Source organism: Bacillus sp. AFS029637 (assembly GCF_002584985.1).
Lineage (GTDB): Bacteria > Bacillota > Bacilli > Bacillales > Bacillaceae_G > Bacillus_A.
This window is the reverse complement of sequence record NZ_NUPZ01000054.1, coordinates 12446-35439: the sequence shown is the minus strand read 5'-3', so window position 1 is coordinate 35439 and position 22994 is coordinate 12446. Positions and strand designations below refer to the sequence as shown.

Annotated in this window: 26 protein-coding genes and 2 pseudogenes; 18 read left to right on the top strand and 10 right to left on the bottom strand. The window is 34.6% G+C overall.

The features are described from left to right. Positions 1-90: 90 nt before the first annotated feature. The gene (locus COE49_RS25735; protein WP_088229810.1) at positions 91-882 is read right to left on the bottom strand and encodes an arylamine N-acetyltransferase family protein; all 792 of its coding nucleotides are present in this window, start codon (positions 880-882) and stop codon (positions 91-93) included. A 539-nt stretch (positions 883-1421) separates the two neighbouring features. Between COE49_RS25735 and COE49_RS25730 the strand changes: the two genes are divergently transcribed. From COE49_RS25730 to COE49_RS25720, 3 genes are all read left to right on the top strand, one after another. Further along, positions 1422-3323, top strand: a complete 1902-nt coding sequence (locus tag COE49_RS25730) for an endonuclease MutS2 (RefSeq protein ID WP_098252718.1) — start codon at positions 1422-1424, stop codon at positions 3321-3323. A gap of 6 nt (positions 3324-3329) precedes the next feature. Next, positions 3330-3854 (top strand): GNAT family N-acetyltransferase, encoded by a 525-nt coding sequence (locus COE49_RS25725; protein WP_088229808.1) that lies wholly within the window; start codon positions 3330-3332, stop codon positions 3852-3854. 160 nt (positions 3855-4014) lie between these two features. Further along, positions 4015-4725, top strand: a complete 711-nt coding sequence (locus COE49_RS25720; RefSeq protein ID WP_098252719.1) for a histidine phosphatase family protein — start codon at positions 4015-4017, stop codon at positions 4723-4725. A 66-nt stretch (positions 4726-4791) separates the two neighbouring features. Here the strand turns inward: COE49_RS25720 and COE49_RS25715 are convergent, their stop codons facing one another. Then, entirely contained in the window at positions 4792-5757 is a 966-nt protein-coding gene (locus COE49_RS25715; protein WP_088229806.1) for a quinone oxidoreductase family protein, read from the bottom strand. Between the two features lie 120 nt (positions 5758-5877). Between COE49_RS25715 and COE49_RS25710 the strand changes: the two genes are divergently transcribed. From COE49_RS25710 to COE49_RS25700, 3 genes are all read left to right on the top strand, one after another. Continuing rightward, the gene (locus COE49_RS25710; protein ID WP_088229805.1) at positions 5878-6771 is read left to right on the top strand and encodes a LysR family transcriptional regulator; all 894 of its coding nucleotides are present in this window, start codon (positions 5878-5880) and stop codon (positions 6769-6771) included. A gap of 301 nt (positions 6772-7072) precedes the next feature. Beyond that, positions 7073-7585, top strand: a complete 513-nt coding sequence (locus tag COE49_RS25705; protein WP_088229804.1) for a YjfA family protein — start codon at positions 7073-7075, stop codon at positions 7583-7585. Positions 7586-7602: 17 nt separating this feature from the next. Continuing rightward, positions 7603-8079: a DUF2690 domain-containing protein gene (locus COE49_RS25700; protein ID WP_088229803.1), complete on the top strand. Its 477-nt coding sequence runs from the start codon at positions 7603-7605 to the stop codon at positions 8077-8079. A 113-nt stretch (positions 8080-8192) separates the two neighbouring features. Here the strand turns inward: COE49_RS25700 and COE49_RS25695 are convergent, their stop codons facing one another. Beyond that, positions 8193-8681 carry a DinB family protein gene (locus tag COE49_RS25695; protein ID WP_098357617.1) on the bottom strand — a complete coding sequence of 163 codons (489 nt, stop codon included), beginning with the start codon at positions 8679-8681 and terminating at the stop codon, positions 8193-8195. Positions 8682-8884: 203 nt separating this feature from the next. Between COE49_RS25695 and COE49_RS25690 the strand changes: the two genes are divergently transcribed. Beyond that, the gene (locus COE49_RS25690; RefSeq protein ID WP_098357618.1) at positions 8885-9340 is read left to right on the top strand and encodes a DinB family protein; all 456 of its coding nucleotides are present in this window, start codon (positions 8885-8887) and stop codon (positions 9338-9340) included. An 89-nt stretch (positions 9341-9429) separates the two neighbouring features. Here COE49_RS25690 and COE49_RS25685 read toward each other — a convergent pair. Beyond that, positions 9430-10194 (bottom strand): annotated as a pseudogene (locus COE49_RS25685) (DUF817 domain-containing protein). A 258-nt stretch (positions 10195-10452) separates the two neighbouring features. Here COE49_RS25685 and COE49_RS25680 point away from each other — a divergent pair. Both COE49_RS25680 and COE49_RS25675 read left to right on the top strand, forming a co-directional pair. Next, a complete protein-coding gene (locus COE49_RS25680) occupies positions 10453-11004 on the top strand; it encodes a GNAT family N-acetyltransferase (protein WP_088229799.1) in 552 nt (183 codons plus the stop codon). A gap of 99 nt (positions 11005-11103) precedes the next feature. Further along, positions 11104-11331: a coiled-coil domain-containing protein gene (locus tag COE49_RS25675; protein WP_001047525.1), complete on the top strand. Its 228-nt coding sequence runs from the start codon at positions 11104-11106 to the stop codon at positions 11329-11331. A 170-nt stretch (positions 11332-11501) separates the two neighbouring features. Here the strand turns inward: COE49_RS25675 and COE49_RS25670 are convergent, their stop codons facing one another. Next, entirely contained in the window at positions 11502-12827 is a 1326-nt protein-coding gene (locus tag COE49_RS25670) for an ArsB/NhaD family transporter (RefSeq protein WP_088229798.1), read from the bottom strand. A gap of 251 nt (positions 12828-13078) precedes the next feature. On the opposite strand from COE49_RS25670, the gene COE49_RS25665 reads away from it, so the two are divergent. The 3 genes from COE49_RS25665 to COE49_RS25655 all read left to right on the top strand — a co-directional run bounded on the left by COE49_RS25665 (position 13079) and on the right by COE49_RS25655 (position 15260). Then, positions 13079-13429 (top strand): YojF family protein, encoded by a 351-nt coding sequence (locus tag COE49_RS25665; protein ID WP_000407040.1) that lies wholly within the window; start codon positions 13079-13081, stop codon positions 13427-13429. 15 nt (positions 13430-13444) lie between these two features. Beyond that, positions 13445-14107 (top strand): bacillithiol biosynthesis deacetylase BshB2, encoded by a 663-nt coding sequence (gene bshB2 / locus COE49_RS25660; protein ID WP_000439461.1) that lies wholly within the window; start codon positions 13445-13447, stop codon positions 14105-14107. Between the two features lie 217 nt (positions 14108-14324). Further along, entirely contained in the window at positions 14325-15260 is a 936-nt protein-coding gene (locus COE49_RS25655; RefSeq protein WP_098946147.1) for a GNAT family N-acetyltransferase, read from the top strand. A gap of 149 nt (positions 15261-15409) precedes the next feature. On the opposite strand, the gene COE49_RS25650 is transcribed toward COE49_RS25655, so the two are convergent. Beyond that, positions 15410-15886 carry a hypothetical protein gene (locus COE49_RS25650; RefSeq protein ID WP_098252722.1) on the bottom strand — a complete coding sequence of 159 codons (477 nt, stop codon included), beginning with the start codon at positions 15884-15886 and terminating at the stop codon, positions 15410-15412. Between the two features lie 272 nt (positions 15887-16158). Here COE49_RS25650 and COE49_RS25645 point away from each other — a divergent pair, with 272 nt between their 5' ends. Together COE49_RS25645 and COE49_RS25640 are read left to right on the top strand one after the other, a co-directional pair. Then, positions 16159-16380 (top strand): hypothetical protein, encoded by a 222-nt coding sequence (locus tag COE49_RS25645; RefSeq protein WP_141524763.1) that lies wholly within the window; start codon positions 16159-16161, stop codon positions 16378-16380. A 466-nt stretch (positions 16381-16846) separates the two neighbouring features. Further along, on the top strand, positions 16847-18238 hold the full coding sequence (locus tag COE49_RS25640) for an amino acid permease (RefSeq protein WP_140417290.1): 1392 nt from the start codon (positions 16847-16849) through the stop codon (positions 18236-18238). 49 nt (positions 18239-18287) lie between these two features. Here COE49_RS25640 and COE49_RS25635 read toward each other — a convergent pair whose 3' ends face one another. After that, on the bottom strand, positions 18288-19307 hold the full coding sequence (locus tag COE49_RS25635) for a zinc-binding alcohol dehydrogenase family protein (RefSeq protein ID WP_088229796.1): 1020 nt from the start codon (positions 19305-19307) through the stop codon (positions 18288-18290). Between the two features lie 177 nt (positions 19308-19484). Here COE49_RS25635 and COE49_RS27430 point away from each other — a divergent pair. The 3 genes and pseudogenes from COE49_RS27430 to COE49_RS25625 all read left to right on the top strand — a co-directional run. Continuing rightward, positions 19485-19598, top strand: a pseudogene (locus COE49_RS27430) (IS3 family transposase); the annotation flags it as partial. A 239-nt stretch (positions 19599-19837) separates the two neighbouring features. Next, a complete protein-coding gene (locus COE49_RS25630; protein WP_240522845.1) occupies positions 19838-20185 on the top strand; it encodes a hypothetical protein in 348 nt (115 codons plus the stop codon). Positions 20186-20199: 14 nt separating this feature from the next. Continuing rightward, positions 20200-20478: a hypothetical protein gene (locus tag COE49_RS25625; protein WP_016126853.1), complete on the top strand. Its 279-nt coding sequence runs from the start codon at positions 20200-20202 to the stop codon at positions 20476-20478. 192 nt (positions 20479-20670) lie between these two features. On the opposite strand, the gene COE49_RS25620 is transcribed toward COE49_RS25625, so the two are convergent. The 3 genes from COE49_RS25620 to COE49_RS25610 form a co-directional block, all read right to left on the bottom strand. Further along, the gene (locus COE49_RS25620) at positions 20671-21165 is read right to left on the bottom strand and encodes a hypothetical protein (protein WP_140417289.1); all 495 of its coding nucleotides are present in this window, start codon (positions 21163-21165) and stop codon (positions 20671-20673) included. An 89-nt stretch (positions 21166-21254) separates the two neighbouring features. Continuing rightward, positions 21255-21719 carry a DMT family transporter gene (locus COE49_RS25615; protein WP_088229794.1) on the bottom strand — a complete coding sequence of 155 codons (465 nt, stop codon included), beginning with the start codon at positions 21717-21719 and terminating at the stop codon, positions 21255-21257. Between the two features lie 13 nt (positions 21720-21732). After that, positions 21733-22179 (bottom strand): DMT family transporter, encoded by a 447-nt coding sequence (locus COE49_RS25610; protein ID WP_140417288.1) that lies wholly within the window; start codon positions 22177-22179, stop codon positions 21733-21735. A 109-nt stretch (positions 22180-22288) separates the two neighbouring features. On the opposite strand from COE49_RS25610, the gene yeiL reads away from it, so the two are divergent. After that, positions 22289-22981, top strand: a complete 693-nt coding sequence (gene yeiL / locus COE49_RS25605; RefSeq protein WP_088229792.1) for a transcriptional regulator YeiL — start codon at positions 22289-22291, stop codon at positions 22979-22981. The last annotated feature ends 13 nt before the right edge of the window (positions 22982-22994 follow it).

Sequence of the window (22994 nt, the reverse complement as noted above, 5' to 3'; positions counted from 1 at the left end):
ATATTCCTATATAACTATGAAATACAACAAATTGCAAAAAATCCCTGCTGGAAATTGAAAAGCATCGCCAAAAGTGGCGATGCTTAAAGGTTATAATGTAATTCCAAATTTCGAATGTAAAAGGTTTGCATATTGTTCGTCTGTAACTGTTTCTTTCGTTTTTTTGCCGTTTTTCGTTACTGTAAGACTATCTTTCGTTAAAGAGGCATGCCCATCTTCTGTAAGTTTTACAATAAGAGGCATTTTATTAAATGGTGAACCTTCATGTTCAACGATAATTTTTTGTGCTGCATTTGCTTTTTCTTCATTTACTGCATCTGAATAAAATGCATAGCCTAACGTCCAATCATCAGCAGAAGATTGATCTAAAAACTCATTGTTTTTACGCATTTCTAACATGTAATTTCCTTTTTCAGTCGTTTCTTTACGAATACGATAATCTCCTGTAACAGAGTGAACAACTTCACCAGAGAAAGGGACAGGCGCAAGAGGTAAGTATGATCCGAAACCAACTTCAATTAAATAAAATGCATCCTGATATTTTAAAACAGTTGCAATATGTCCAGAATCAACAGCCCATATAGAATTTGCTGCATTATACACTGTTCCTGAGACGATATGAACATCGAATCTAGAGTCTTTAAGGAAGTAATACATAGTAGGATTTAATTCATAACAAAGACCGCCACGGTTGTTTATTAAAATTTTTTCTTTTACATTTTTTTTTGATATTTCTTTAAAGTTCTTTTCGAGAACATTTAAGTTTTCAAATGGAACAGTTTGTGCCATTGCTTGCATGATGTAAGGTAAATCCTCAAATGAAATTGTTTCTTTTTCTTCTATATGTAATCGTGCGAAAAACTGTTTTTGAAAGTCTGTCATGGAAACCCCTCCGTTAAACGATTTATATATATTGTATCTAATATTGCAAGGGGAAACATCTGCATATGTGCGTACGACTAAAGTATGACACCTTTACTTCTAGCTATACATATAGTATGATGATTTCAGTAAATTAGATTTCAATGACTATAATATAAATTAATGAGAGGTGCTTTTTGTGAGTGCGGTAGGTACTAAATAGGAAAAATTTAATGAAATAAATCGGATAAGATCAGGGGATTTTTATGTATATCATACCCCTAACTTTGTCATGGATTTATTTCGATACCTATGAAGATACCTACAATACTTTATAAAGCGTGTAATAAGAGGAATGCCATATACTTTTTAGGTGGCTTATTTTCTCATACGTTATTACACATGCCTTGTAAATGTAAAAGCTGCGGTATCCCCGCAGCTTTTTTGTATATGTTTTTAATGTATAAAAATGGTAATTGATTAATGTAGAGCTCATTGGAACCTAATGAGTAGGTATCTTCATTTTTGATGAAAATCAATCAAAGTGAGGAGAAACAAAAATGAATACGATGACTTTTGAAAAGTTACAATATAACGAATTAAAGGATATAGTGAAATCTTATTGTGTAAGTGGATTAGGGAAAGAATTATTAAATAAATTAGAACCGAGTACGAGTATAAAAGTAGTAAGGAATCGATTAAATGAAACAACCGAAGCACGAGCTATATTAGATGCAGAAGGGCATGTTCCTTTCTTCGGCATTTCAAATATTGCTAGTACAATTCAAAAACTAGAAAAAGGGATGATTTTAGATTCAGAAGAATTAGTAAGTGTTTCAGACTTTTTACGTGGATGTAGAAAGATTAAAAATTTTATGTTAGATAAAGAATTCTTTGCGCCAGTATTAGCTTCTTATGCAAATTCAATGAGCGAGTTTAAAAGTATTGAAGAGGAAATTAACTTTTCAATTAAAGGAAATAGCATCGATGCAGCTGCTAGTAAAGAGCTAAAAAGAATTCGAAATAATATCGATGCTGTAGATGGGAAAATAAAAGAACGTTTAACGAAGTTTTTAAATAGCAGTGCAAATAAGAAGTATATTCAAGAATTCTTTATTAGTAAAAAGGATGATCGCTATACGATTCCAATTAAATCTTCTTATAAAAACCAAGTTGCTGGAAGTATTGTTGAAGCCTCGGCAAAAGGTTCTACTGTATTTATAGAACCGCATACCGTTACAAAGCTGAATGCAGAACTAGCAGGTTTGAAAGCAGAAGAAGCAATGGAAGAGTATCAAATTTTAGCGACGTTATCAGGAATGGTAGTAGAAAATATTTATCATATAAAAATTAATATGGAACTTATTAGCCAGTATGATATGGTATTTGCGAAAGCGAAGTTTAGTAAATCAATTGATGGAATAGAACCGAAGTTAAACGATCATGGCTACATTCATTTAGTGAATTGTAAGCACCCGCTTTTAACAGGGGAAGTTGTACCGTTAAACTTTGAAATCGGTCAAGAATACCGTAGTTTAATTATTACAGGGCCGAATGCGGGTGGTAAAACAATTGTGCTAAAAACAATTGGATTACTAACATTAGCGACAATGTCAGGCCTTCATATTGCTGGAGATAAAGAAACGGAAATTGCTATTTTTGAAAAGGTGTTTGTAGATATTGGTGATAATCAAAGTATCGAAAATGCACTAAGTACATTCTCATCTCATATGAAAAATCTATCTGAGATTATGAGAATGTCAAATAATAATACGCTTCTATTGTTTGATGAAATAGGAAGTGGTACAGAACCGAATGAAGGCGCAGCACTTGCGATTTCTATTTTAGAAGAGTTGTACCTAGCGGGATGTATTACAGTTGCGAGTACGCATTACGGAGAAATTAAACGATTCTCAGAAATGCATGATGACTTTATGAATGCAGCGATGCAATTCAATAGTGAAACATTAGAGCCGCTTTATAAATTAGTAATCGGTAAATCAGGGGAAAGTAATGCACTTTGGATTGCAAATAAAATGAACGTAAGAGAGCGTGTACTGCAAAGAGCGAAAGAGTATATGGGGAATAAAGAGTACGCTCTAGAAAAAGTGAATGAAAGTAAAATTAGAAAACCGAAATTTGTGCAGGAAAAAAGAGAAAATCATTATGAGTACAAAATCGGTGACCGTGTAAATTTATTGGATCATGATGATTTTGGTATCATCTATAAGGAAATAGATAATTTCTATAACGTCGTTGTATATTATAACGGTGAATTCGTTGAAGTAAATGTAAAACGTATTACTTTAGAGGTAGCAGCAAAGGAATTATACCCAGAGGGATACGATTTAAATACACTATTTGTCGATTATAAAGAAAGAAAAATGCAACACGACATGGAGCGCGGATCGAAAAAAGCGCTTCGTAAAATTCAAAAAGAAATAAAAAAGAATAGAGGATAAATTAAAATGGTAACAATCAGACAAGAGCAAAAAAATGATTATAGAAAAACAGAAGAAGTTGTACAACAAGCATTTTTACATGAAGAATTTAGTGATAAAAAAGAACACGAACTTGTAAAACGTATTAGAGAATGTGACGCGTTTATTCCGGAGTTATCTATCGTTGCTATAGATGAGGAAATCGTTGGTCACATTATGTTATCGAAAATTACGATAGAACAGGATGGGACTTCTGTAGATTCGTTAGCACTTGCACCAGTTTCAGTTGCTAGGGGCCATCAGAAAAAAGGAATTGGCGGAAAGCTTATCGCGGCTGCTTTAGAAAAAGCGAAAGAACTTGGATATGGATCAGTTGTTGTGTTAGGACATCCAGAGTATTATCCAAGATTCGGTTTTAAGAAAGCAAGTGAGTGGAATATAAAGGCACCATTTGAAGTGCCTGATGAAGTGTTTATGGCGATGGAATTAAGAGGGGATGCTCTGCAAGGTGTAGAAGGGATTGTACAATATTCGAGTGCTTTTGCTGAGTAGAAGTATCGGTTAAGAAATGTATCATAAAAAACGCTATCTTTTTGTTGGGATATACAGAAAGGTAGCGTTTTTTTATTAAGTAAATCCAGTTACGTATATTTTGCTCAATGAATAATTAAGATGGTAAAATTGATATAGAAATGTAAAGGGAGAGAAGAGAATGAATAAGCGAGAAACAAATAGCAATGAGAATGTAGTTACGTTATATGTTACAAGACACGGTAAAACAATATTAAATACGAATCATCGCGCGCAAGGTTGGGCAGATTCTCCATTAGTAGAAAAAGGTGTGGAAGTTGCCACAAATTTAGGAACAGGATTAAAAGATATTCATTTTACGAATGCGTATAGTAGTGATAGCGGCCGCGCGATTGAAACTGCTAATTTAGTATTAAAATATAGTGAGCAGTCAAAATTGAAACTTGAGAAAAGAAAAGATTTACGAGAATTAAATTTCGGTATTTTTGAAGGTGAAAAACTTGAAAATATGTGGGATGTGGTTGGAAAAGCTGCAGGCGTTTCATCACCAGAAGAACTTATGAAGTTTTCTATTCAGGAAGTTATTGATCTTATTAGAGCAGCAGATCCTACGAAACAGGCGGAAGATTGGGAATTATTTTCTACTCGTATAAAAGCAGAGATTGATAAAATTAGTGAAGAGTCTGCTAAAGATGGCGGCGGTAACGTTTTAGTTGTCGTTCATGGACTTATGATAACTGCATTAATAGAAATGATAGACAGTAGTAAAACAAAACTTGGAGTAGAAAATGCAAGTGTAACGAAAATTGTATATAAAGATGGGGAATACATCGTCGAGTCGGTTGGAGATATGAATTACGTTGCAAAAGGGAAAGCAAGTGTGGAAATATAAAAAATCACATATAGAAATAAGAAAAGGAAGGTAGAGAAATCTAGCTTCCTTTTTTAATTGGAACGATTACGGGATTAATAAAATCTTCCCTGTACTTTTTCTGCTCTCTAATAATTCATGGGCACGGGCACCGTCTTGTAAAGAGAATGTAGTAGGACTCGCGATGTTTAATTTTCCACTAGCGATCCAATCAAATAATTGAGTAGAACGCTGTTTACGTTCTTCGAAAGTAGTAAGCACGTTCCAAAGGTCGCCGCCAGTTAAAGTTTTTGAAGTATCCATAAGCATACGTGGATCAACGGGCGCAGGATTACCGCCAGCCATTCCGAAAAATACGACAGTACCACCAATTTTAGTAGCGTTAAAACTTTCCTCAAGTGTAGAACCTACTGATTCATATACAACATTTACTCCCGTACCATTTGTTATTTCAAGTACTTTCGTAGGCCATGATTCAGTATATAAAAATACGTGATCGGCACCAGCTAACGTAGCTACCTGTGCTTTTTCTTTTGATGATGTTAGACCAATTACTGTTCCGCCCTGTAGTTTAATCATTTGAATAAGTAGTTGACCAACACCACCAGCGGCAGCGTGTACTAAAGCTATATCACCTTGTTTTATTTGATAGCTATCTTTCGTTAAATAATGTGCTGTTAGACCTTGCAATAAAACTGAAGCGGCTGTTTCAAAAGAGATAGAATTTGGAAGTGGGATTGCTTTTTCTGATGGAACGGCAACTAATTCTGCATTTGCAAATGGGACATCAGCAAATGCAATACGGTCTCCAGCATTGAGAGTCGTAACGTTAGCTCCTACCTTTTCAACAATACCAGCGCCTTCATAACCTAATACATAAGGTGGATTTCCAGCGAGATGATAATCACCGCGGCGTCTATAAATATCGGCAAAGTTTAAACCGATTGCTTTTGTGCGGACAAGAATTTCATTTGGATTTATAATTGGATCCTTTAGTTCTTTATATTGTAGTACATTAGCGTCTCCGAATGTTTCGAAACAAAGTGCTTTCATATGGAATACCTCCATTAATATTGTTTGTAGATGTTCTTTATCATACAATACTAATATCAATAGAAAAAGAGGATTATTTCGATGGAATCAATCGGAAATATCGATTAGAGGGGATAGCAAATGGAGATAAAACAGTTAATTACATTTAAAGTAGCTGCAGATACTTTAAATTTTACACAAACTGCGAAGAAATTAAATTTTGCTCAATCGAGCGTAACGGCGCAAATTAAAACGTTAGAAGCTGAGCTCGGTACGCCGTTATTTGAGAGATTAGGAAAACGACTTTTCTTAACTGAAGCAGGAAGGAAGTTTCAACTATATGCCGATAAGATGATTGCACTTAGTAATGAAGCAAAAATGGCTGTGAAAGATGATGAAGAAATAGCAGGTACGTTAATAATTGGTGCGCAAGAAAGTCAGTGTACATATAGGCTTCCTTCTATATTAAAGAGGTTTAAGGCACAGTTTCCCCAGATAAAACTTATATTTAAACCAGCGCAGTCCAATAAAGATGCGAAGGAACAATTGATGGAGGGCAAAGTAGATCTTGCATTTATTTTGGATGAATGTAAAACGGAAGATGTTTTACATGTGGAGCCGCTTATGAAAGAAGAATTAAAAGTAGTAGCTGCCCCAGGGCATCATTTACTCGAGCAAACTTCCGTTTCTATAAAAGATTTAGAGAAGGAAACACTTTTGTTAACAGAACTAGGGTGCTCATATCGGACTTTATTTGAAGAGTTATTTCGTACAGAAGATGTGTATCCAGCAAATAAGATTGAGTTTGTTAGTGTCGAGGCAATTAAACAATGTGTCATTGCGGATTTAGGTATAGCAGTTTTGCCCGCAATAGTAGTAGAAAAAGATATACGAGAGGGAACGATAAAAGAGTTACATCTAGAAAATACTATCAATCCAATTTTCACACAAATTGCTTGGCATAAAGATAAATGGATGACAACGCCGTTGCAACAATTTATTGATGTAACAAGGGAGTTTTTTACAACGGATTAAGTGGAGAAATATTTATTTTATATAAAAGAAAAAATGGCAATTTTGTATAAAGAACCGATGCTTGAATGAAACAAGTATCGGTTCTTTTATGTTTTAAATAAAGAATGCTATAAAATGTGTATTTCTCAACTTTTTTTCTTAGACGGATAAGTAAATTTCTTCGTATATTCCAATAATCATAAGGGAATTTACAACGTTTATTTGTTTCTGTAAGATGCCTCTAGGAAGCATGAAAGGAGGGCTTACATAGGGGATAACTTGTCTTTATTATACGTACTTATTTTGAGGGAGGAGATTGAGAATGTTAAAAAAGCTAATGAAAGTGTGTGTGTTAAGTGTAGGGAGTGTAGGAGTATTATTTAGTTTTCAAGGAAGTACATTTGCAGCTACTGATTTAAGTAGTTATTATGACGGGAAAAATCCAGCAACAACGAAAGTATACGGGGGAAGTACAACGTGTGATGCAGATGGTTTTAATGCGAAGTCTACAGCAGTTTACGAAGGTAGTAAAAAAGTAGGGACAGTGTATTTACGTTACAGCAATAAATGTCATGCTGCATGGGCTAAGTTTGTGTTAGATCAACCAGCACCAGCTGTTTCGGGAGGGGTGTATGCGTACGCTGTTGTGAATAAATACAAAAATGGTGTATTCCAAAAATCAGTTACTTCTAATCAGGGGAACGGCACAATAAAAACAGGTCAAACGAGCACGTATACAGGAATGGTATTTGATTTAACTGCAGATTTCGGATACACAGCAGATGCTGAAGCGGTTACGTTTAATAACGGTTACGGGAAAACAGCACGTTATTAATAAAGGAGTGAAATGATATGAAACTTGTAAAAAAGGCAAGTGCATGTTTATTGCTATCTTTACTCGTTGTAACTAGTATGTTTAGCACAACTAATAGAGATAAAGCGTATGCGGAAGACCATTCGTATGATGGGAAAAGTCCGTATTACAATAGTTGTGATCAATCAGCAGTAACGAAAGAAAAGAAATGGATTGATTCAAATTCTTATGTGGAATTAAAATTTAGCACGACGTGTAAGACAGCATGGGCAAAAGTTACTGTAACCCGCCCAGCAGTTTATAATAACGAAGCTGATGCAAGAATCGTTAGAAAAACAGATGGAAAGGCATATACTTGCGGAAGTGCTGGAGGAAATGGTGTTGTAAATAAAGGGCAAACATCATGCTATACGCCAATGGTATATGATTTAGATCCAAGAAAGGCGCAAGCGCAAGGGAAACATGCCATTCCGAATAGTGATGCATATAATTATGCTGAGACTATTTGGTATTGATGATATTATAAAAGTTTTTAGATGGCATATTTCAAGAGCATGTTTTGATTGGTTTTCAAAACATGCTCAACCTATATTTATTTTAATCTTTTCGATAATCTGTGACTATAGAATTAAATAAGATCTGTGTCAGGAGGAGTATATCCAAGGTGACGAGCCATAGATACAATTTGCCCTTTATGATGAAACTCATGTGTCTCCGTATGAGTTAAAAGCCATAGTGGAGTTGTGCCCCAAGGTTCTTTTTGCCATTTCACTTCATTTGCTATATTTTCGAGCCACCGGTCATTGTATTCATCTAAAAAACGTAGTGCAACCTCATCTACTAACTTAAACCTAGCACGAACCTTTTCGACATCTGCATGCTCAATTTCATAATCACTAGCAAATGAAAAATCTGCTCGTTTTTGTTTGAATGCGAATGATCCGAGCCAGTATCGATAGCAATCGGCTACATGAATATGAGTTTTTATAATGCTACCGCTTCCGAAATTCGGAATTGTGTTATGTAATTTTTCTAGTGGGATTTCTTCCAAAAACGTAAATAGGGTTTCTCTTGTAGAACGAATAAGGTTATATTGTTGTTTTAAAACATGTAACATGCGATTACACTCCTCTTTTGTTTGCTGAAATATCAGTGTAGTAAGTAATTCTATATTTACGAGGGATGAACCTTTTAATTATTTTTACTAAGCATATTAGGTGTATTTCTTAATTGTTTCTGATAGATTAAACAAGGTGAGGTTATAATAAGTGGAACATTATTAGTTCATAATAAATTGTACATAAAAAGGGGAACGATAAAATGAATAGAACAGTTGGTTTAAAACAATTTGAATTAACGCGCGGGGCATTACTGAAATTTATGGAAACGTTAGATGATAAAACTGTGGATACGCAGCCGGATGGCTTTAACAATACAATTCGCTGGCATATTGGTCATGTGTTAACGGCAGCAGAAACTTTTATGTTTGGAAGAGAATTTAAACAATTACCAACTGAATATCCAGGTATGTTTGGATATGGATCAAGACCATCTAAATGGGAAAAAGAAGGACCATCATTAGAAGTGTTAACGGCTCAATTAAAAGAACAAGCAAAGCGTATTAACGAAATTCCAGCAGAAGCATTTGAAAACAAACTTCCAGAACCATTCCTAGGATTGGAAACAGTAGGGGAGCTTTACGGTATGATGCTTTATCATGAAGCGGATCATATTGGGCAAATGAAGGCGATGGAACGTATTATTAAGGCTCTTTAGTAAAAAAAACGAAATCCTAGATGGATTTCGTTTTTTTATTGAGCAAATAGAGTAAATGAATTAAGGATAATGCTTTAACATCATTAGCATTATCCTTTTGACTCCTTCAAATGTTTTAACTGTGTAACAATCATAATACTAATGACAACGAGTAAAAACTATGAGCTAATTTTACTAAGATGAACGAGGTTCCATGCTTCCTGTTGATTTGGATATTGCCATGCTCCGAAAAATGTTGCGATGTTCTCTGCAATCCAAATGAAGAAACCAATAAGAAAAAAGGAGAGAACGAGCGGCATTTTATATGTAACGCCTTGTAATGAAAATTCCACAAATGTGTGAAAGAAAACAATGAATAATAGTAAAGTTAATACCCATCGAAAGTCATATAGAAAATGATGTGTAAAAAAATTAAAGTAAATCATAGCGCCTAACGGTATGGCAAAAATAGCTTTAGGCCAATGATACATTTGTAAATGCAATCTTCTCCACGCTTGGCATATGTAACTTGCGACACTCGCATACATAAAACCGCTGTAAAGTGGAACTCCGAACACTTTTGAATACGCCTCTTCAGGATAACTCCATGAACCGAAATGAACTTTATATATTTCTAGAAAAAGCCCGATGAGGTGAAAGACAGTAATTACTTTTAATTCGTCTTTCGTCTCAAGTCCAGTCTTGTACATAATCCACTGCATAAGAAGACATACGATGAGTATTAAATCATAGCGATATAACCCTGGAATAGAAATGATTTTTGAAAGGGCTAGTGTCAAGAAAATAACGACTGGGAATAAGCAAGATAATGCTTGTTCGTAAGTAAAATAGAGTAGTTGTTTTACATAAAACATTGTGTCACCTTCTGTAAGTTCTTTTTGATTGAATAATCTGAAGAATAATTAAGTATACTATAGTTCTAAATAATAGAGAACTATAATTAGTTTGTTTGAAAAAGCATAAAAATGTAAAATGAAGTTAATTTAATGAGAGGGAGTTGTGCCAATGTCAGCGCTTATTGTAAGTATCCCGTTTATAAAGCAGTTTATGGAACAAGGGGATAAATAGGCTAGAATAATTATCCCCGTTATTTAATAAAGGGGGAGTTTGAAATGACAATGAATCTTTTTCAAAATAAAGCTATTACATTATCAGTTATGAGAGAAACGGATGCGAAAGTAATGGCTACGTGGCAAGAGGATAGTGAATATTTAAGAAATATAGATACAGATTTGGCATTCCCGCAATCGTTACATGAAATAGCGAGTGACAGACTATTAAAGGGGCGAAAATCAAATAGTGTTTCTTTCATGTTAAGGACAGTTCAAGATGATCGCTTAATTGGTTTTGTGGCAATCCATGGCGTAGAGTGGAATAACAGAACGGGTTTGTTAGCAATTGGTATAGGAGATGTAAATGATAGAGGAAAAGGATACGGGAAGGAAGCAATACAACTTATTTTAAAGTATGCCTTCTATGAAATGAATTTACACCGCGTTGGTCTTGATGTCATTTCGTATAATAAAGCAGCTATTGCATTGTATAAAAAAATGGGCTTTCAGATGGAAGGGTGTATGAGGGAAGCAGTGCAAAGAGATGGGAAGTGTTTTGATCGTATCATTATGGGGATATTGCGGGATGAATGGATTATGCTGCAAGATTAGAAAGTACATTCAATATTACACATGTAATATGCAGGAGATATAATATTAATTGGCGAATTTTTACAGTGAACTAATTGCATTTATAAGGAGTTATGTGAGATGAACTTAGAAAAATCAAAACCAGTAAATGAAGAGGTCGCTGAATTAAAAGAACTAATTAAAGAATTGCATGGAAGTGTACACCAACTTCAAAGTGAAGTACAGCAACTAAGGCACGAAAGACCGGTTGTTGAAGTGAGAAAAGGTGTTCAATTATCTCCAACAATCGTCGGACAAATTGGTGGTATGATTTTAGGTGGTTTAGCAATTATAGGGATATTTTGGTGATGAAAAAAGGTATGCAGTTTAGCGCTGCATACCTTTTTCGGTGTCATTATTTGTCGGTAAGTCGATATTCTCTGTCGAATCGCCGGTATATTTAGAAAATTGTTGATATATTCGAAGGAACGATCGATATATTTTAAAAATCGTCGATATAATTTCACACACCATAACCTCTACATTAAGTAACGTAAATATATATAAGCATGTGATAATAATAATGCAATGATTGTTAATGGTAAACCAATTTTTAAGAAGTCCATATAAGAGAAAGCATGTCCTTCACGTTTCGCAATACCAGCAACGACTACGTTTGCTGATGCTCCGATTAATGTTCCGTTTCCTCCTAAGCAAGCTCCAAGTGATAACGCCCACCATAGTACTTCGATTTGCGGAGAATCGACAGATAGTCCGAGTCCTGTAGCTAAATCTTGAATAAGAGGGATCATTGTCGCGACAAATGGGATGTTGTCAATTGTCGCAGATGCGATGCCGGATACCCATAGGATAAGTATCGCAGCGAAACCGATGTCGCCATTTGTTACGTCAAGTACTTGTTGTGCAAGAGAAGAAATGAGTCCGATGTCAATTAACCCGCCAACGAGAACGAATAGTCCGGCGAAGAAGAAAATGGTTACCCATTCAACGTGAGCAAATATATCTTCTATCTCATGTTCTTTCACGCCGATTAACATAAGAAGTGTAGCACCTGTCATCGCAATAACCGCAGCATCTACATGAATAATCGAATGAAGTACAAAGCCTAAAATAGTTAGTCCTAAAATCGTAATCGATTTTAAAAGGAGACTTCGATCTTTAATATAATCTTTTTCATTTAATGCCATTAACAATTTAATTTGCTCAGGCGTTGTTTTTAGTTTGTTACGATACATGAAGTAAATAATGCCAAGTGTTACGATAGAAATAATAATTACGATAGGAGCTAAGTTAAGTAAAAAGGCATTGAAATCTAAATGCTTATTTGCTGATCCAATCATAATGTTAGGTGGATCACCGATTAATGTTGCTGTTCCGCCTATATTTGAAAATAGTACTTCTGAAATCAAATAAGGAACAGGATTAACTTTTAAAATACGTGTAATGGATAATGTAACAGGTACGATTAATAAGACGGTCGTTACGTTGTCCAAAAATGCAGAACCGACAGCAGTTAATAGGGAGAGTAATAATAAAATGCGAATCGGTTTTCCACCAGCTGCTTTTGCCGCTTTAATGGCTACAAATTCAAAGACGCCTGATTGACTCGTAATATGTACGAGAATCATCATCCCGATTAAAAGGGTAATCGTTTCCCATTGAATATGTGATGTGAAAGCAGTATGTAAATCTACAACTCCAAAAATAACCATAATAGCAGCACCGAATAGTGCGATTACAGCACGATTCAATTTCTCAGAAATAATAAATCCGTACGTGACTAAAAATACGGCAATTGCAAAATAATATTGCCAATTTGCTACTTCATGTGCTGATTGTTCCAATCGTGTCACCTTCTTTAAAGTATGTATTCAATTGTAAAAATGCATCCCTCTGCATAATTTATATTGTAGCAAATTCAAAAAAGAAAGAAAACTAATTAACAAAGTGAAGGAAAAAATGTATTTTTTACATATGATATAAAAAATATAAAAAACACAGTGCAAATTATTAGGAAAAGTGAGCGTTGTCCTCTAATATAGAGATAGCAATTTACATTATTTTTGCGTAAAATGGTTTAAAGAGGTGAATTCCGATGGAAATAGTAAAAGATAGTTCTCTTATTCAAAATGAAATTGAACGTTTTGTAAATAAAGATGTATATATTCATTTAGAAACGACGAACGGAGCGTATGCGTCACACTTTAATGAAAAGATGATGACAGTTGGAGCATTCATTCGAAATGCAATTATTCGCTTTGAACGCGGGAAGATTACTGGAACAAACCCATACCGAGTTGGTCTAAAGATGGATCATGGTTGGGTGTATGCAGAAGGTATTACGCACTGGGAAGTAGACGGTCAAGAGCGTTTATTACTAGCAGGGCACGATAATCAAGGTCGCTTAGCGGTAGCGCTTGAGTTAAGCTTAACGCCATTTAAGTAAGAAGGAGGGAAACTTATGGAGAGACATGTACTTGTTGTATTTCCGCATCCAGATGATGAAGCATTTGCTGCGGGAGGAACAATTCGCTTATTAACAGACCAAGGAGTACCTGTAACGTATGCATGTGGTACTCTTGGGCAAATGGGACGTAACATGGGGAAAAATGTATTCGCTAACCGTGAAACGATTCCAAATATCCGAGAAAAAGAATTAAAAGATGCATGTGAAGCGATGGGAATCAAAGATTTAAGAATGCTTGGTTTCCATGATAAAACGTTAGAATTTGAAGATGTTGATTTCGTTGCAGATAAAATTGAAGCGATCATTCAAGAAGTAAATCCATCTCGAATTATTACATTTTATCCAGAGCACGGCGTACATCCGGATCATGATGCATTTGGCCGCGCTGTAGTTCGCGCCGTATCACGTATGTCAAAAGAAGAACGTCCAGTTATTCATGCGGTTGCGATTACAAAAAATCGCGAAGCTGTACTAGGTGAGCCGGATGTTGTAAATAATATTAGTGAAGTATTCGAGCATAAATTAGCTGCACTAGGTGCGCACCGTTCACAAACAGAAGCGATGCTTGAAGAAACGCATGCAAAAATAAAAAATAAAGATGCAGCAACATTAAAATGGTTGCAACTTGAACAATTTTGGACTTATAAATGGGAGTAGGCTAGAAGGATATCTTCTAGTAGCTCTTACATAGAAAAAGCGCNNGCGCTTTTTCTATGTAAGAGTATAAATATTAGAAATTCAAACGATTCTTCGTGAAGGTGTAGATGGATATAGACGCCACGTTATGTTTGGATCTGAAATAATATTCTTTATTTACTGATTATTAAAATAATAATAAAATTTAATTAACTCAAAGTCAGGGGGATAGTACTATATGAATGGTATAAATATTAAAGCAACCTCAAAAGAAGATCTACAACAAATTTTCAAACTATGTACAATTTATGATCAAGCTATGTACGGTGAAATTGATACAACGATAGAGGATATAACTAATTCATGGAAAGGTATTGATGTTGGTAAAAGCTCTTATGTTGTTATGAATGGAGAAGAAATAATCGGATACGGAATTTTGACAGGGAATGAAGGGCAGTTTCCATCTGCTGTACTTATTCATCCTAATTATATGAATCAAGGCATCGAACAAGTAATATGGTCAAAGCTTGAAGAGCGTGCTACAGATCTTGTTAGTAATTCGTCTTGCTCGAATGGCACGATTATAACACAAGCAAATAATTTCTATGAGGAAAAAGTGTTAGGGGAAGCTAGGTTTATTCCAACTCGTATTTGGTGGGGAATGGGGATTGAATTAAAGGAAAGTGTTCCAACACCAATATGGCGAAATGGTGTTACAGTGCGACATTACATACCTGGTGTGGATGATGAGAGATTACATCAAGCTTTTAATGAAGCCTTTGCAGACCACTGGAATTCGCAATCTTCTACGTTAGAAGAGTTTTTGCAGCGTACAGAAAGAGATGGGTTTCATCCTACACTATGGTCACTAGCCATGCTTGATGATGAAGTAGTTGGTTTTATCTTTAGTAAAAAGGGTGCTGACAATAAAGCTGAAATTACTCATTTAGGTGTAAGGCGTTCTAAGCGGAAACAAGGATTGGGATTAGCGTTGTTACATCATGCATTCGGTCAATTATATGAAGAAGGGATTTCAAAGGTCCATCTAAATGTAGATTCTGAAAATATTACAGGTGCACCTCGCGTATATGAAGCAGCTGGAATGGAAGTACAGAGTAAATTTGTGCGTTTTGATAAGGAAGTATTGTTAGAAAATAAAGAGGAAGTCCAGTGATGAATCGCTGGACCTCTTTGTTTTCATAAGTTTTCAGCTGGCGTTAGCTACGCTAGCACTACTCCTTGTTGCGTGAATTTCTAGATTAATAACTAGATGTGATTGCAAAAGAAATGCCCTAATTTAATAGAGTGATTTATAAGTTGTTATTATTTACATTCAATTTTCCCATTAATTACTTCGATAGCTTTTTCACGTAAAGGGTTTCCTTCATTTAATCGTTGCAATCTAATCGGGGCACCTCCACGTTGAACAATTAGGGGTTCTTTTGGAACTTTCCAAGCAACCCTTCTGCAGTGCTGCACATTCCACTTGCTAGGCGTTATAGAGCTGAATATAGACTCATATCTATAAGGACCCTCTACTACTCCAACAGCCTGAATCTCCCAGGTCTTTTTATGGGAGTCTTTAATGTGCTTCATGACTAATACATCACCGATCTGTATCTCTTCTGCAAACTTTTGTACGAGATGTCCATCTGAATATTCTTCATATGTTTTTTTATTATCAAAGAAGTCTCCAAATTGACCAGGTCCTAATAAGGCTACGTTCAATTCTATGAAAATTTTCGGTAGATCTATCGAGCCATCCCCAGCTGCTATTTGCCAATATTCTCTCTCGTCCATATATATTCCCCCTTTTAAATAACCCCTCTACAACAAATCTGTCTGTACGAACATACCATTCTACTTTATAAAATGATATATATGTGTATTTTATTATAATATTTTGAAAAATAATGTAAACTGGAGAAATAATAATCTCGGACAAGTTAAGGTGGATAATATGAAGTGGAAAATCGTATTGCAATAGGTAATATAAGAGGGATAATAAGTTGTAATTCTATACGAAAAGGGTGAATAACATAAATGAGTTATGCCTTGAATTGAGGCGTTTTTTGAATGGTATTGATTATAATAAATGTATGTCTCTAGCTGTCATATGTTATTATAAAATATCACAATTGGACAAGAAAGAACACTATGGGCTTACAGAGAGAGTAGTAGATACAAAAAAATTTTCGGATGTGAAAGTTGAATTATTAAGCGGAGAAGAACTTATTGGGGATGTAATGATAAATAATTTTACTAATATATTAAATCCTGCTGTCAATGTATGAACAGAGCGTTTAGAAACCGCGAAAATAAAATTTAAAAATGCTAGTAGAAATAGAAATGACGTTATCAGATATAGATATTAAAGTACATGCAGTATGAAACCGAGGAAGATATACTTTCCTCGGTTATTTATATTGTAATAATATTAGTGCAGGAATCATATTGAATAGATGTATTTTATTGTTAAATTAGTTAAAAATTAATTAGATTTATGAATAATAATTTATTGAAAAAATAATTGAATTTTTCAGATAAATAAATTAATATAAAGTAAGAAATTTTCAGATTTATAGAAAATCGGAAAATGAGAGGTTTTGGAAATTTTATAAGAGGAAATAAACGATTTTAAGATAGCTTTAAAGCTATCTTAAGATGACGTTTGCTTCATCATTTTCAGACCAAATAGGAATTAGGGTAAAGTATCGTGTTTTAAATGCGGCTATGAATCATCTAAGAGGGGGAAGTGAAGTGGCAAACAAAGAATTGAAAAGAGGTTTAGAAGCACGTCATATTCAAATGATAGCTTTAGGCGGAACAATTGGTGTTGGTTTGTTTATGGGATCAGCCAGCACGATTAAATGGACAGGTCCGTCAGTCATGCTTGCTTATGCAATTGCAGGTATTTTTATCTTCTTCATCATGCGTGCCATGGGAGAAATGTTGTATATGGAGCCAAGTACAGGCTCATTTGCGACGTTCGGTCATAAGTATATTCACCCGTTAGCTGGTTATATGACAGCGTGGAGTAACTGGTTCCAGTGGGTTATTGTTGGAATGTCAGAAATTATTGCAGTTGGGGCGTATATGCAGTATTGGTTCCCAGATCTACCAGCTTGGATACCAGGTGTTATCGCAATGGTTATTCTTGGTGCAGCTAACTTAATTTCTGTTAAGTCATTTGGTGAATTTGAATTTTGGTTTGCGATGATTAAAATCGTTACAATTCTATTAATGATTATTGCGGGATTTGGCCTAATTTTCTTCGGAATTGGTAACGGCGGAGAAGCGATTGGTATATCGAATCTTTGGTCAAATGGCGGTTTCTTTACAGGTGGTTTTTCAGGATTCTTCTTTGCTTTATCACTTGTAGTTGGAGCATATCAAGGTGTGGAATTAATCGGGATTACTGCTGGTGAAGCGAAGGATCCGAAGAAGACACTTACAAGAGCGATTCAAAGTACAATTTGGCGTATTTTAATTTTCTACATCGGTGCGATTTTCGTTATTGTAACTGTGTATCCGTGGGATCAATTAAGTACAATTGGTAGCCCGTTCGTAGCAACTTTTGCGAAGGTTGGTATTACGGCTGCTGCAGGACTTATTAACTTCGTTGTTATTACAGCGGCAATGTCTGGTTGTAATAGTGGTATTTATAGTGCGGGACGTATGTTGTATACGTTAGGTGTAAATGGACAAGCACCGAAATATTTTGCGAAAATTTCTAAAAACGGTGTACCTTTATTCGGTACAGTTGGCGTAATTATCGGTTTAGCGGTTGGTGTTGTTTTAAGCTACATTGCACCGAAAAACTTATTCGTATATGTATATAGTGCGAGTGTACTTCCTGGTATGGTACCATGGTTCGTCATTTTAATTAGTCAAATTAATTTTAGAAAAGAAAAAGGGGCAGCGATGAAAGATCATCCGTTCAAAATGCCATTTGCTCCTGTTACAAACTATTTAACAATTGCCTTTTTAATTATGGTATTAATCGGAATGTGGTTTAACGATGATACGCGCATTTCACTAGTTGTAGGTATTGTATTCTTAGCTATCGTTACAATTAGTTTCTATGCTTTCGGAATAGGGAAGCGAGCTCCGTTAGAGGTTCAAAATGATCAAGAAATTTCAAGTAAATAAAGATAGTAAAAAAAGTCCGATTTCTTATCTGGAAATCGGACTTTTTTTATTAAAATTTCTCTAATACAAGCTTCCCAATTGTACGACCACCTTCAAGTAATGCATGCGCCTTTCTAAGGTTTTCTGCATTTATCGGTGTTAACGTATCGTTTAAAGTTGTATGAAGGATACCTTCATCTAATAATTCGCTCACTTTGTTTAATAACTCGTGCTGCGTAATCATATCGCCAGTTTCATACATCGCTTTTGTAAACATAAACTCCCAAACGAATGTAGCACTTTTACTTTTTAAAATACCCATCTCAAGAGGGTGCTCATTTTCTACGATAGAGCAAATTTTACCTTGTGGCTTAATGAGGTCACATATTGCTTGCCAATGTTGATCTGTGTTGTTTAAGCAGAAGATGTAATCGACATCTTTTAGCCCAAGTTCTAATATTTGATCTTTTAACGGTTTGTGATGGTTAATTGTATGGTCAGCACCAAACTTTTTAACCCAGTCTATCGTTTCACCGCGGGAAGCAGTTGCGATAACATTTAGTCCAGCCCATTTCGCAAGCTGAATTGCGATTGAACCTACACCACCAGCTCCGCCGATAATTAAAATGTTTTTAAATGTATTTTCACTTTTCTTAGCGTAATCAATGCCTAAACGTTCGAATAAACCTTCCCACGCCGTAATAGCTGTTAAAGGAATTGCTGCAGATTCAGCATCGCTTAAAGTTTTTGGTTTTTTACCAACGATTCTTTCATCAACTAAATGGTATTCACTATATGTACCTTGTCTCGTAATACTTCCAGCGTAAAACACTTCATCGCCTTCTTTAAATAATGTACAACCTTCGCCAGTTTGTACGACAACACCACTAGCATCCCAGCCAAGTATTTTCGCTACATTTTCTTTTTTATCTTTCGGAGAGCGAACTTTTGTATCAACTGGATTAACGGAAATCGCATTAATTTTAACAAGTATATCTCTTCCTGTCGCAACAGGTCTTTCAATTTCCACATCAATTAAACTGTTTTCTTCTTCAATAGGTAAGTATTCATGTAAACCAATTGCTTTCATTTTAATTTCCTCCATTAAAGTAAGAATCTTATTCTCTTTCATTATAGGGGGGAAAGGTTGTTATGTAAAAAAAGGATACGCTAATTGTTTTTTGGTAATTTAGAAACTATTTTAAATATTAAGTGTATACGGTGCCCTTATGGTAGAAAATATTGTGAGGTGAATGGCTAATGACAATACAGTCAAGAATTAGCAAAGTACATAGCATAATATAATCATAAAAGAATTAAGGGGAAACTAAAAGGCATGAGTCCGGTACAATACCGGACCCATGCCCAAGAAGCTGCCTAATGAAATAATGTGTCTAACTTTTTGGGGTCACTGCAAACAGGATGGCTCTTCTTTATTTCACATATACATAGGCTTTATTTACAATTAAGCAGATTTTATTTTATATAAATATTACTATACTAATCTAAAATTTCTGTGTTTACATTTTTTTCTTTTTATCTCATAATTTTAATTGGGAAAAGGGAGGAAAGAAATGGTTCAAATCAAATGGAAACTTAATTCCAGCAAATAAAGAAGGGATGTATAAGGGCCGACAAGTAACTGTCACTGAACATATCTTAGGTGGATATCGAAGGGGAGCAAAACATAATAGCCCTTATACTAGTTTCTCAATAAATCCTGAAGTTGCAAGCAATTATGGTAAAAATATTATTGATATTGACTTACCTGCTTTAAGAAAGGGTATTAGAGAAGGAGAAGTAACAGACGTTGCTATTTTGAGCCCTAAGCAAATAGAACGTTTAATAAAGCAAGATTCCGCAACTACAGATCATTGGAAAAATCTCGCTTTAAATTGGACTAAAAGGGATACTGAATACCTTATAAGAGGGGAAATTCCTAGTAAGTACTTTAACATTAAGAAATGAGAGGGATATTCGCTATGAAACTATACTTTAAAGACATACATTTAGGTGATATTTCAAATGCAAATGGTGATGGTTTTTGGATGTATGGGGATATTAACTTCACTAATAATATTTCTGATTTCAAAGAGTTTCTTAACAAAATGGTAGATGAAAATAATCCATCTTTAGATGATGTAAATCCAATTCTATTGGATGAAAACAATTGGTTTGTATCTAAAAATGATCAATTAGAGGGAATTGGAATACCCGCTGTCTATTTTGATTCAAATGAAATAGAATGGCGTTGGAGATAAATAAAAAGGTTCTCAGTTAAGAGAACCTTTTTCACCTCACTTCACATAAGATGAATTTTGTTGTCGCTAACAGGGGGATAACAAAATCAATTTTAATTTCTTCTATATTTTGTTCAAGGGATGAAAATAAAAAATGAAAAAACGTGTCTAACTTTTTGTGGTCACTTCACATTTCGCTCATGACTTTTTTAACTAAATAATCTTTTTAAATAAGTTATATACTTTTTTTGAACTATCTTCATTTAATTGATAATACGTAAGGTTTAAATCATCAGGAGTATCTTGCTGAGCGATCATCACTTCGCCATTGTCGTGATCAACTACCCATATGAAATATTTTTTATAAGTTCCATCTTCAAACGTAATCCACATATCACAATCTATTAAATCTGAGCCTTCTTCATCTAATGTTAATTTCCCTTTTTTCGCGGTATCCATACTCGTAATGAACGTTTTTAATTCATCTGTTTTTGTGAGAAAGATATCCTTTTTCGTCTTAATTGATTCTACATGTATATCTTTAATTTCCTGTTTTCCTAAAAAAACAGGGGGTTCATTTGGATCTCGTGAAGTTGAAATAATAGTCACTTTCTTTTTCGGTTTGTTTGCTGTATAGAAATCTTGAATAGATTTCCCAGAGTTTATAAACCATACGATTCCAGAAATAATCAATACGCTACCTAGCAGTAAAATGATTTTTTTAATAGGATATTCTCCTCTCTATTACTTCGTGTGAAAGGCTTTTCTATTAATATATGATAGGTAAGCGTAAAGTATTATAGTTGTACGTGGCTATTCTTCACAGTTTTAATAGGGCGATCAACGAATAAATTGTAAGTAAGCCCAATTAATACGAGAATTCCACCGATAATTTTGCCAATTGATAGCTCGTTTGTCATGAAGAAATCAATGATAGTTCCCATAAACAATTGTCCGATAAAGATGAGTAACGTTAAATAAAATGCTGATATTTTAGGAGTAATATAGTTTGATAATGAAATAACGATAACGCCAACTAGGCCACCTAAATAGACTACGAAAGGGATTTTTTGTAGTGTATGACTTGATATATATATAGAATCTGAACTGAAAATTAAAAATATCATGGAGAAAAATAATCCAGTAATATAATTGAAAAATGTACCTTCCCAATTTCCAATTTTCTTTGCTAAATTCGCATTAATAATTCTAGCAACAACGATAGAAACTCCAACTAAAATAGCGATACAAATATATAACATTTTCTTACCCCCATTAATAAATTGTCATGACTATAATTCCAGAAGAGATGAATAATAATCCAACTAGTTTTTTCTTTTCAAACTTTGCAACCTTCATTCCTAATAAACCGAAATGATCAATAACGATAGAAGCAATAGATTGACCGAGTAAGCTTAATGCAATCGTAATAGAGGCACCAAGTGCGGAGAAACTTATATTGCTAAAAAGAACAGTGAATACTCCAATCGCTCCAGCGCTATATAAATAAAACGGAATGCCTTTTTCAAAGTGAATTTTATTTTTGTTAAGGATTAGCACGAAAACAACTGCTATTAATCCTACAAGATGAATGACAACACTGGCTGTATAATTGCCAATCATCTCAGATAAAATCCCGTTCAATGGAAGCATAATGGCAATAAGCACCCCGATAAAGACAGAAAGAAAGTTATACAATGTAATATCCCCTTTATATTTCATGTTTGTAATGACTGTATCACGCTGAAATTGTATATTGTTATGACATATGTCATAGTGAAAGAAGAAAATTTTGTATACAATGGGGATGAGCTGTAAAGGTGGGGGAAGTATGAAGAAAGTATGTAACAAGAATAAATTAGCAGAGTATATGAAACAAAATAATATTGATTCATTTTTTAGTAATGATATGAAACCATATATGGAACTTATATTTTTTAAAAAGAATGAGTTCATTTGTAGGGAGAATGAGGAGATAGATTATTTATATTTTTTTGTGGAAGGAAAAGCGAAAGCGTTTAATACATTAAGTAACGGGAAATCCGTATTATTATGCTTTTATGACAGTTTACAGTTACTAGGGGATGTAGAATTAATACACTCCCAAAAGACTGCTTCTAATGTGCAAGTGATGGCAGATTCATATTGTGTTGGTCTGCCTTTAGGAAAAGTGAGAAATCAACTATTTCATGATGCGAAATTTTTAAGATGTATTTGCGGATCGTTAGCACATAAATTAAATCGACTTTCAAAAAATAGTACAATTAATTTACTGTATCCGCTTGAAAACCGACTTGCGAGCTACATGTTAGCGGCAGGGGAGCGAGCGGTTCAGCACGGGAATAGAATTGTGTTTAGCGGGAATTTAACGGAAACAGCGGAATTGTTAGGAACGAGTTATCGGCATTTATTGCGCACATTGAATACCTTTTGTGATAAAGAGATAATCAAGAAAAACAATGGTTGCTTTGAAGTGATGAATGTAGATATTTTGAGGGAATTGGCAGCAGATGTGTATAAATAGGAGGAGAGCATAA

What these genes read in the sequence shown, in the direction of transcription:
- COE49_RS25710 (WP_088229805.1), top strand. Translation starts at nt 5,878, where the DNA reads ATGGAGATAAAACAGTTAATTACATTTAAAGTAGCTGCAGATACTTTA.
- COE49_RS25690 (WP_098357618.1), top strand. Translation starts at nt 8,885, where the DNA reads ATGAATAGAACAGTTGGTTTAAAACAATTTGAATTAACGCGCGGGGCA.
- COE49_RS25695 (WP_098357617.1), bottom strand. Translation starts at nt 8,681, where the DNA reads ATGTTACATGTTTTAAAACAACAATATAACCTTATTCGTTCTACAAGA.
- COE49_RS25610 (WP_140417288.1), bottom strand. Translation starts at nt 22,179, where the DNA reads ATGAAATATAAAGGGGATATTACATTGTATAACTTTCTTTCTGTCTTT.
- COE49_RS25665 (WP_000407040.1), top strand. Translation starts at nt 13,079, where the DNA reads ATGGAAATAGTAAAAGATAGTTCTCTTATTCAAAATGAAATTGAACGT.
- COE49_RS25630 (WP_240522845.1), top strand. Translation starts at nt 19,838, where the DNA reads ATGTATAAGGGCCGACAAGTAACTGTCACTGAACATATCTTAGGTGGA.
- COE49_RS25700 (WP_088229803.1), top strand. Translation starts at nt 7,603, where the DNA reads ATGAAACTTGTAAAAAAGGCAAGTGCATGTTTATTGCTATCTTTACTC.
- yeiL (WP_088229792.1), top strand. Translation starts at nt 22,289, where the DNA reads ATGAAGAAAGTATGTAACAAGAATAAATTAGCAGAGTATATGAAACAA.
- COE49_RS25615 (WP_088229794.1), bottom strand. Translation starts at nt 21,719, where the DNA reads ATGTTATATATTTGTATCGCTATTTTAGTTGGAGTTTCTATCGTTGTT.
- COE49_RS25655 (WP_098946147.1), top strand. Translation starts at nt 14,325, where the DNA reads ATGAATGGTATAAATATTAAAGCAACCTCAAAAGAAGATCTACAACAA.
- COE49_RS25650 (WP_098252722.1), bottom strand. Translation starts at nt 15,886, where the DNA reads ATGGACGAGAGAGAATATTGGCAAATAGCAGCTGGGGATGGCTCGATA.
- COE49_RS25725 (WP_088229808.1), top strand. Translation starts at nt 3,330, where the DNA reads ATGGTAACAATCAGACAAGAGCAAAAAAATGATTATAGAAAAACAGAA.
- COE49_RS25675 (WP_001047525.1), top strand. Translation starts at nt 11,104, where the DNA reads ATGAACTTAGAAAAATCAAAACCAGTAAATGAAGAGGTCGCTGAATTA.
- COE49_RS25705 (WP_088229804.1), top strand. Translation starts at nt 7,073, where the DNA reads ATGTTAAAAAAGCTAATGAAAGTGTGTGTGTTAAGTGTAGGGAGTGTA.
- COE49_RS25735 (WP_088229810.1), bottom strand. Translation starts at nt 882, where the DNA reads ATGACAGACTTTCAAAAACAGTTTTTCGCACGATTACATATAGAAGAA.
- bshB2 (WP_000439461.1), top strand. Translation starts at nt 13,445, where the DNA reads ATGGAGAGACATGTACTTGTTGTATTTCCGCATCCAGATGATGAAGCA.
- COE49_RS25625 (WP_016126853.1), top strand. Translation starts at nt 20,200, where the DNA reads ATGAAACTATACTTTAAAGACATACATTTAGGTGATATTTCAAATGCA.
- COE49_RS25720 (WP_098252719.1), top strand. Translation starts at nt 4,015, where the DNA reads ATGAATAAGCGAGAAACAAATAGCAATGAGAATGTAGTTACGTTATAT.
- COE49_RS25715 (WP_088229806.1), bottom strand. Translation starts at nt 5,757, where the DNA reads ATGAAAGCACTTTGTTTCGAAACATTCGGAGACGCTAATGTACTACAA.
- COE49_RS25680 (WP_088229799.1), top strand. Translation starts at nt 10,453, where the DNA reads ATGACAATGAATCTTTTTCAAAATAAAGCTATTACATTATCAGTTATG.
- COE49_RS25635 (WP_088229796.1), bottom strand. Translation starts at nt 19,307, where the DNA reads ATGAAAGCAATTGGTTTACATGAATACTTACCTATTGAAGAAGAAAAC.
- COE49_RS25730 (WP_098252718.1), top strand. Translation starts at nt 1,422, where the DNA reads ATGAATACGATGACTTTTGAAAAGTTACAATATAACGAATTAAAGGAT.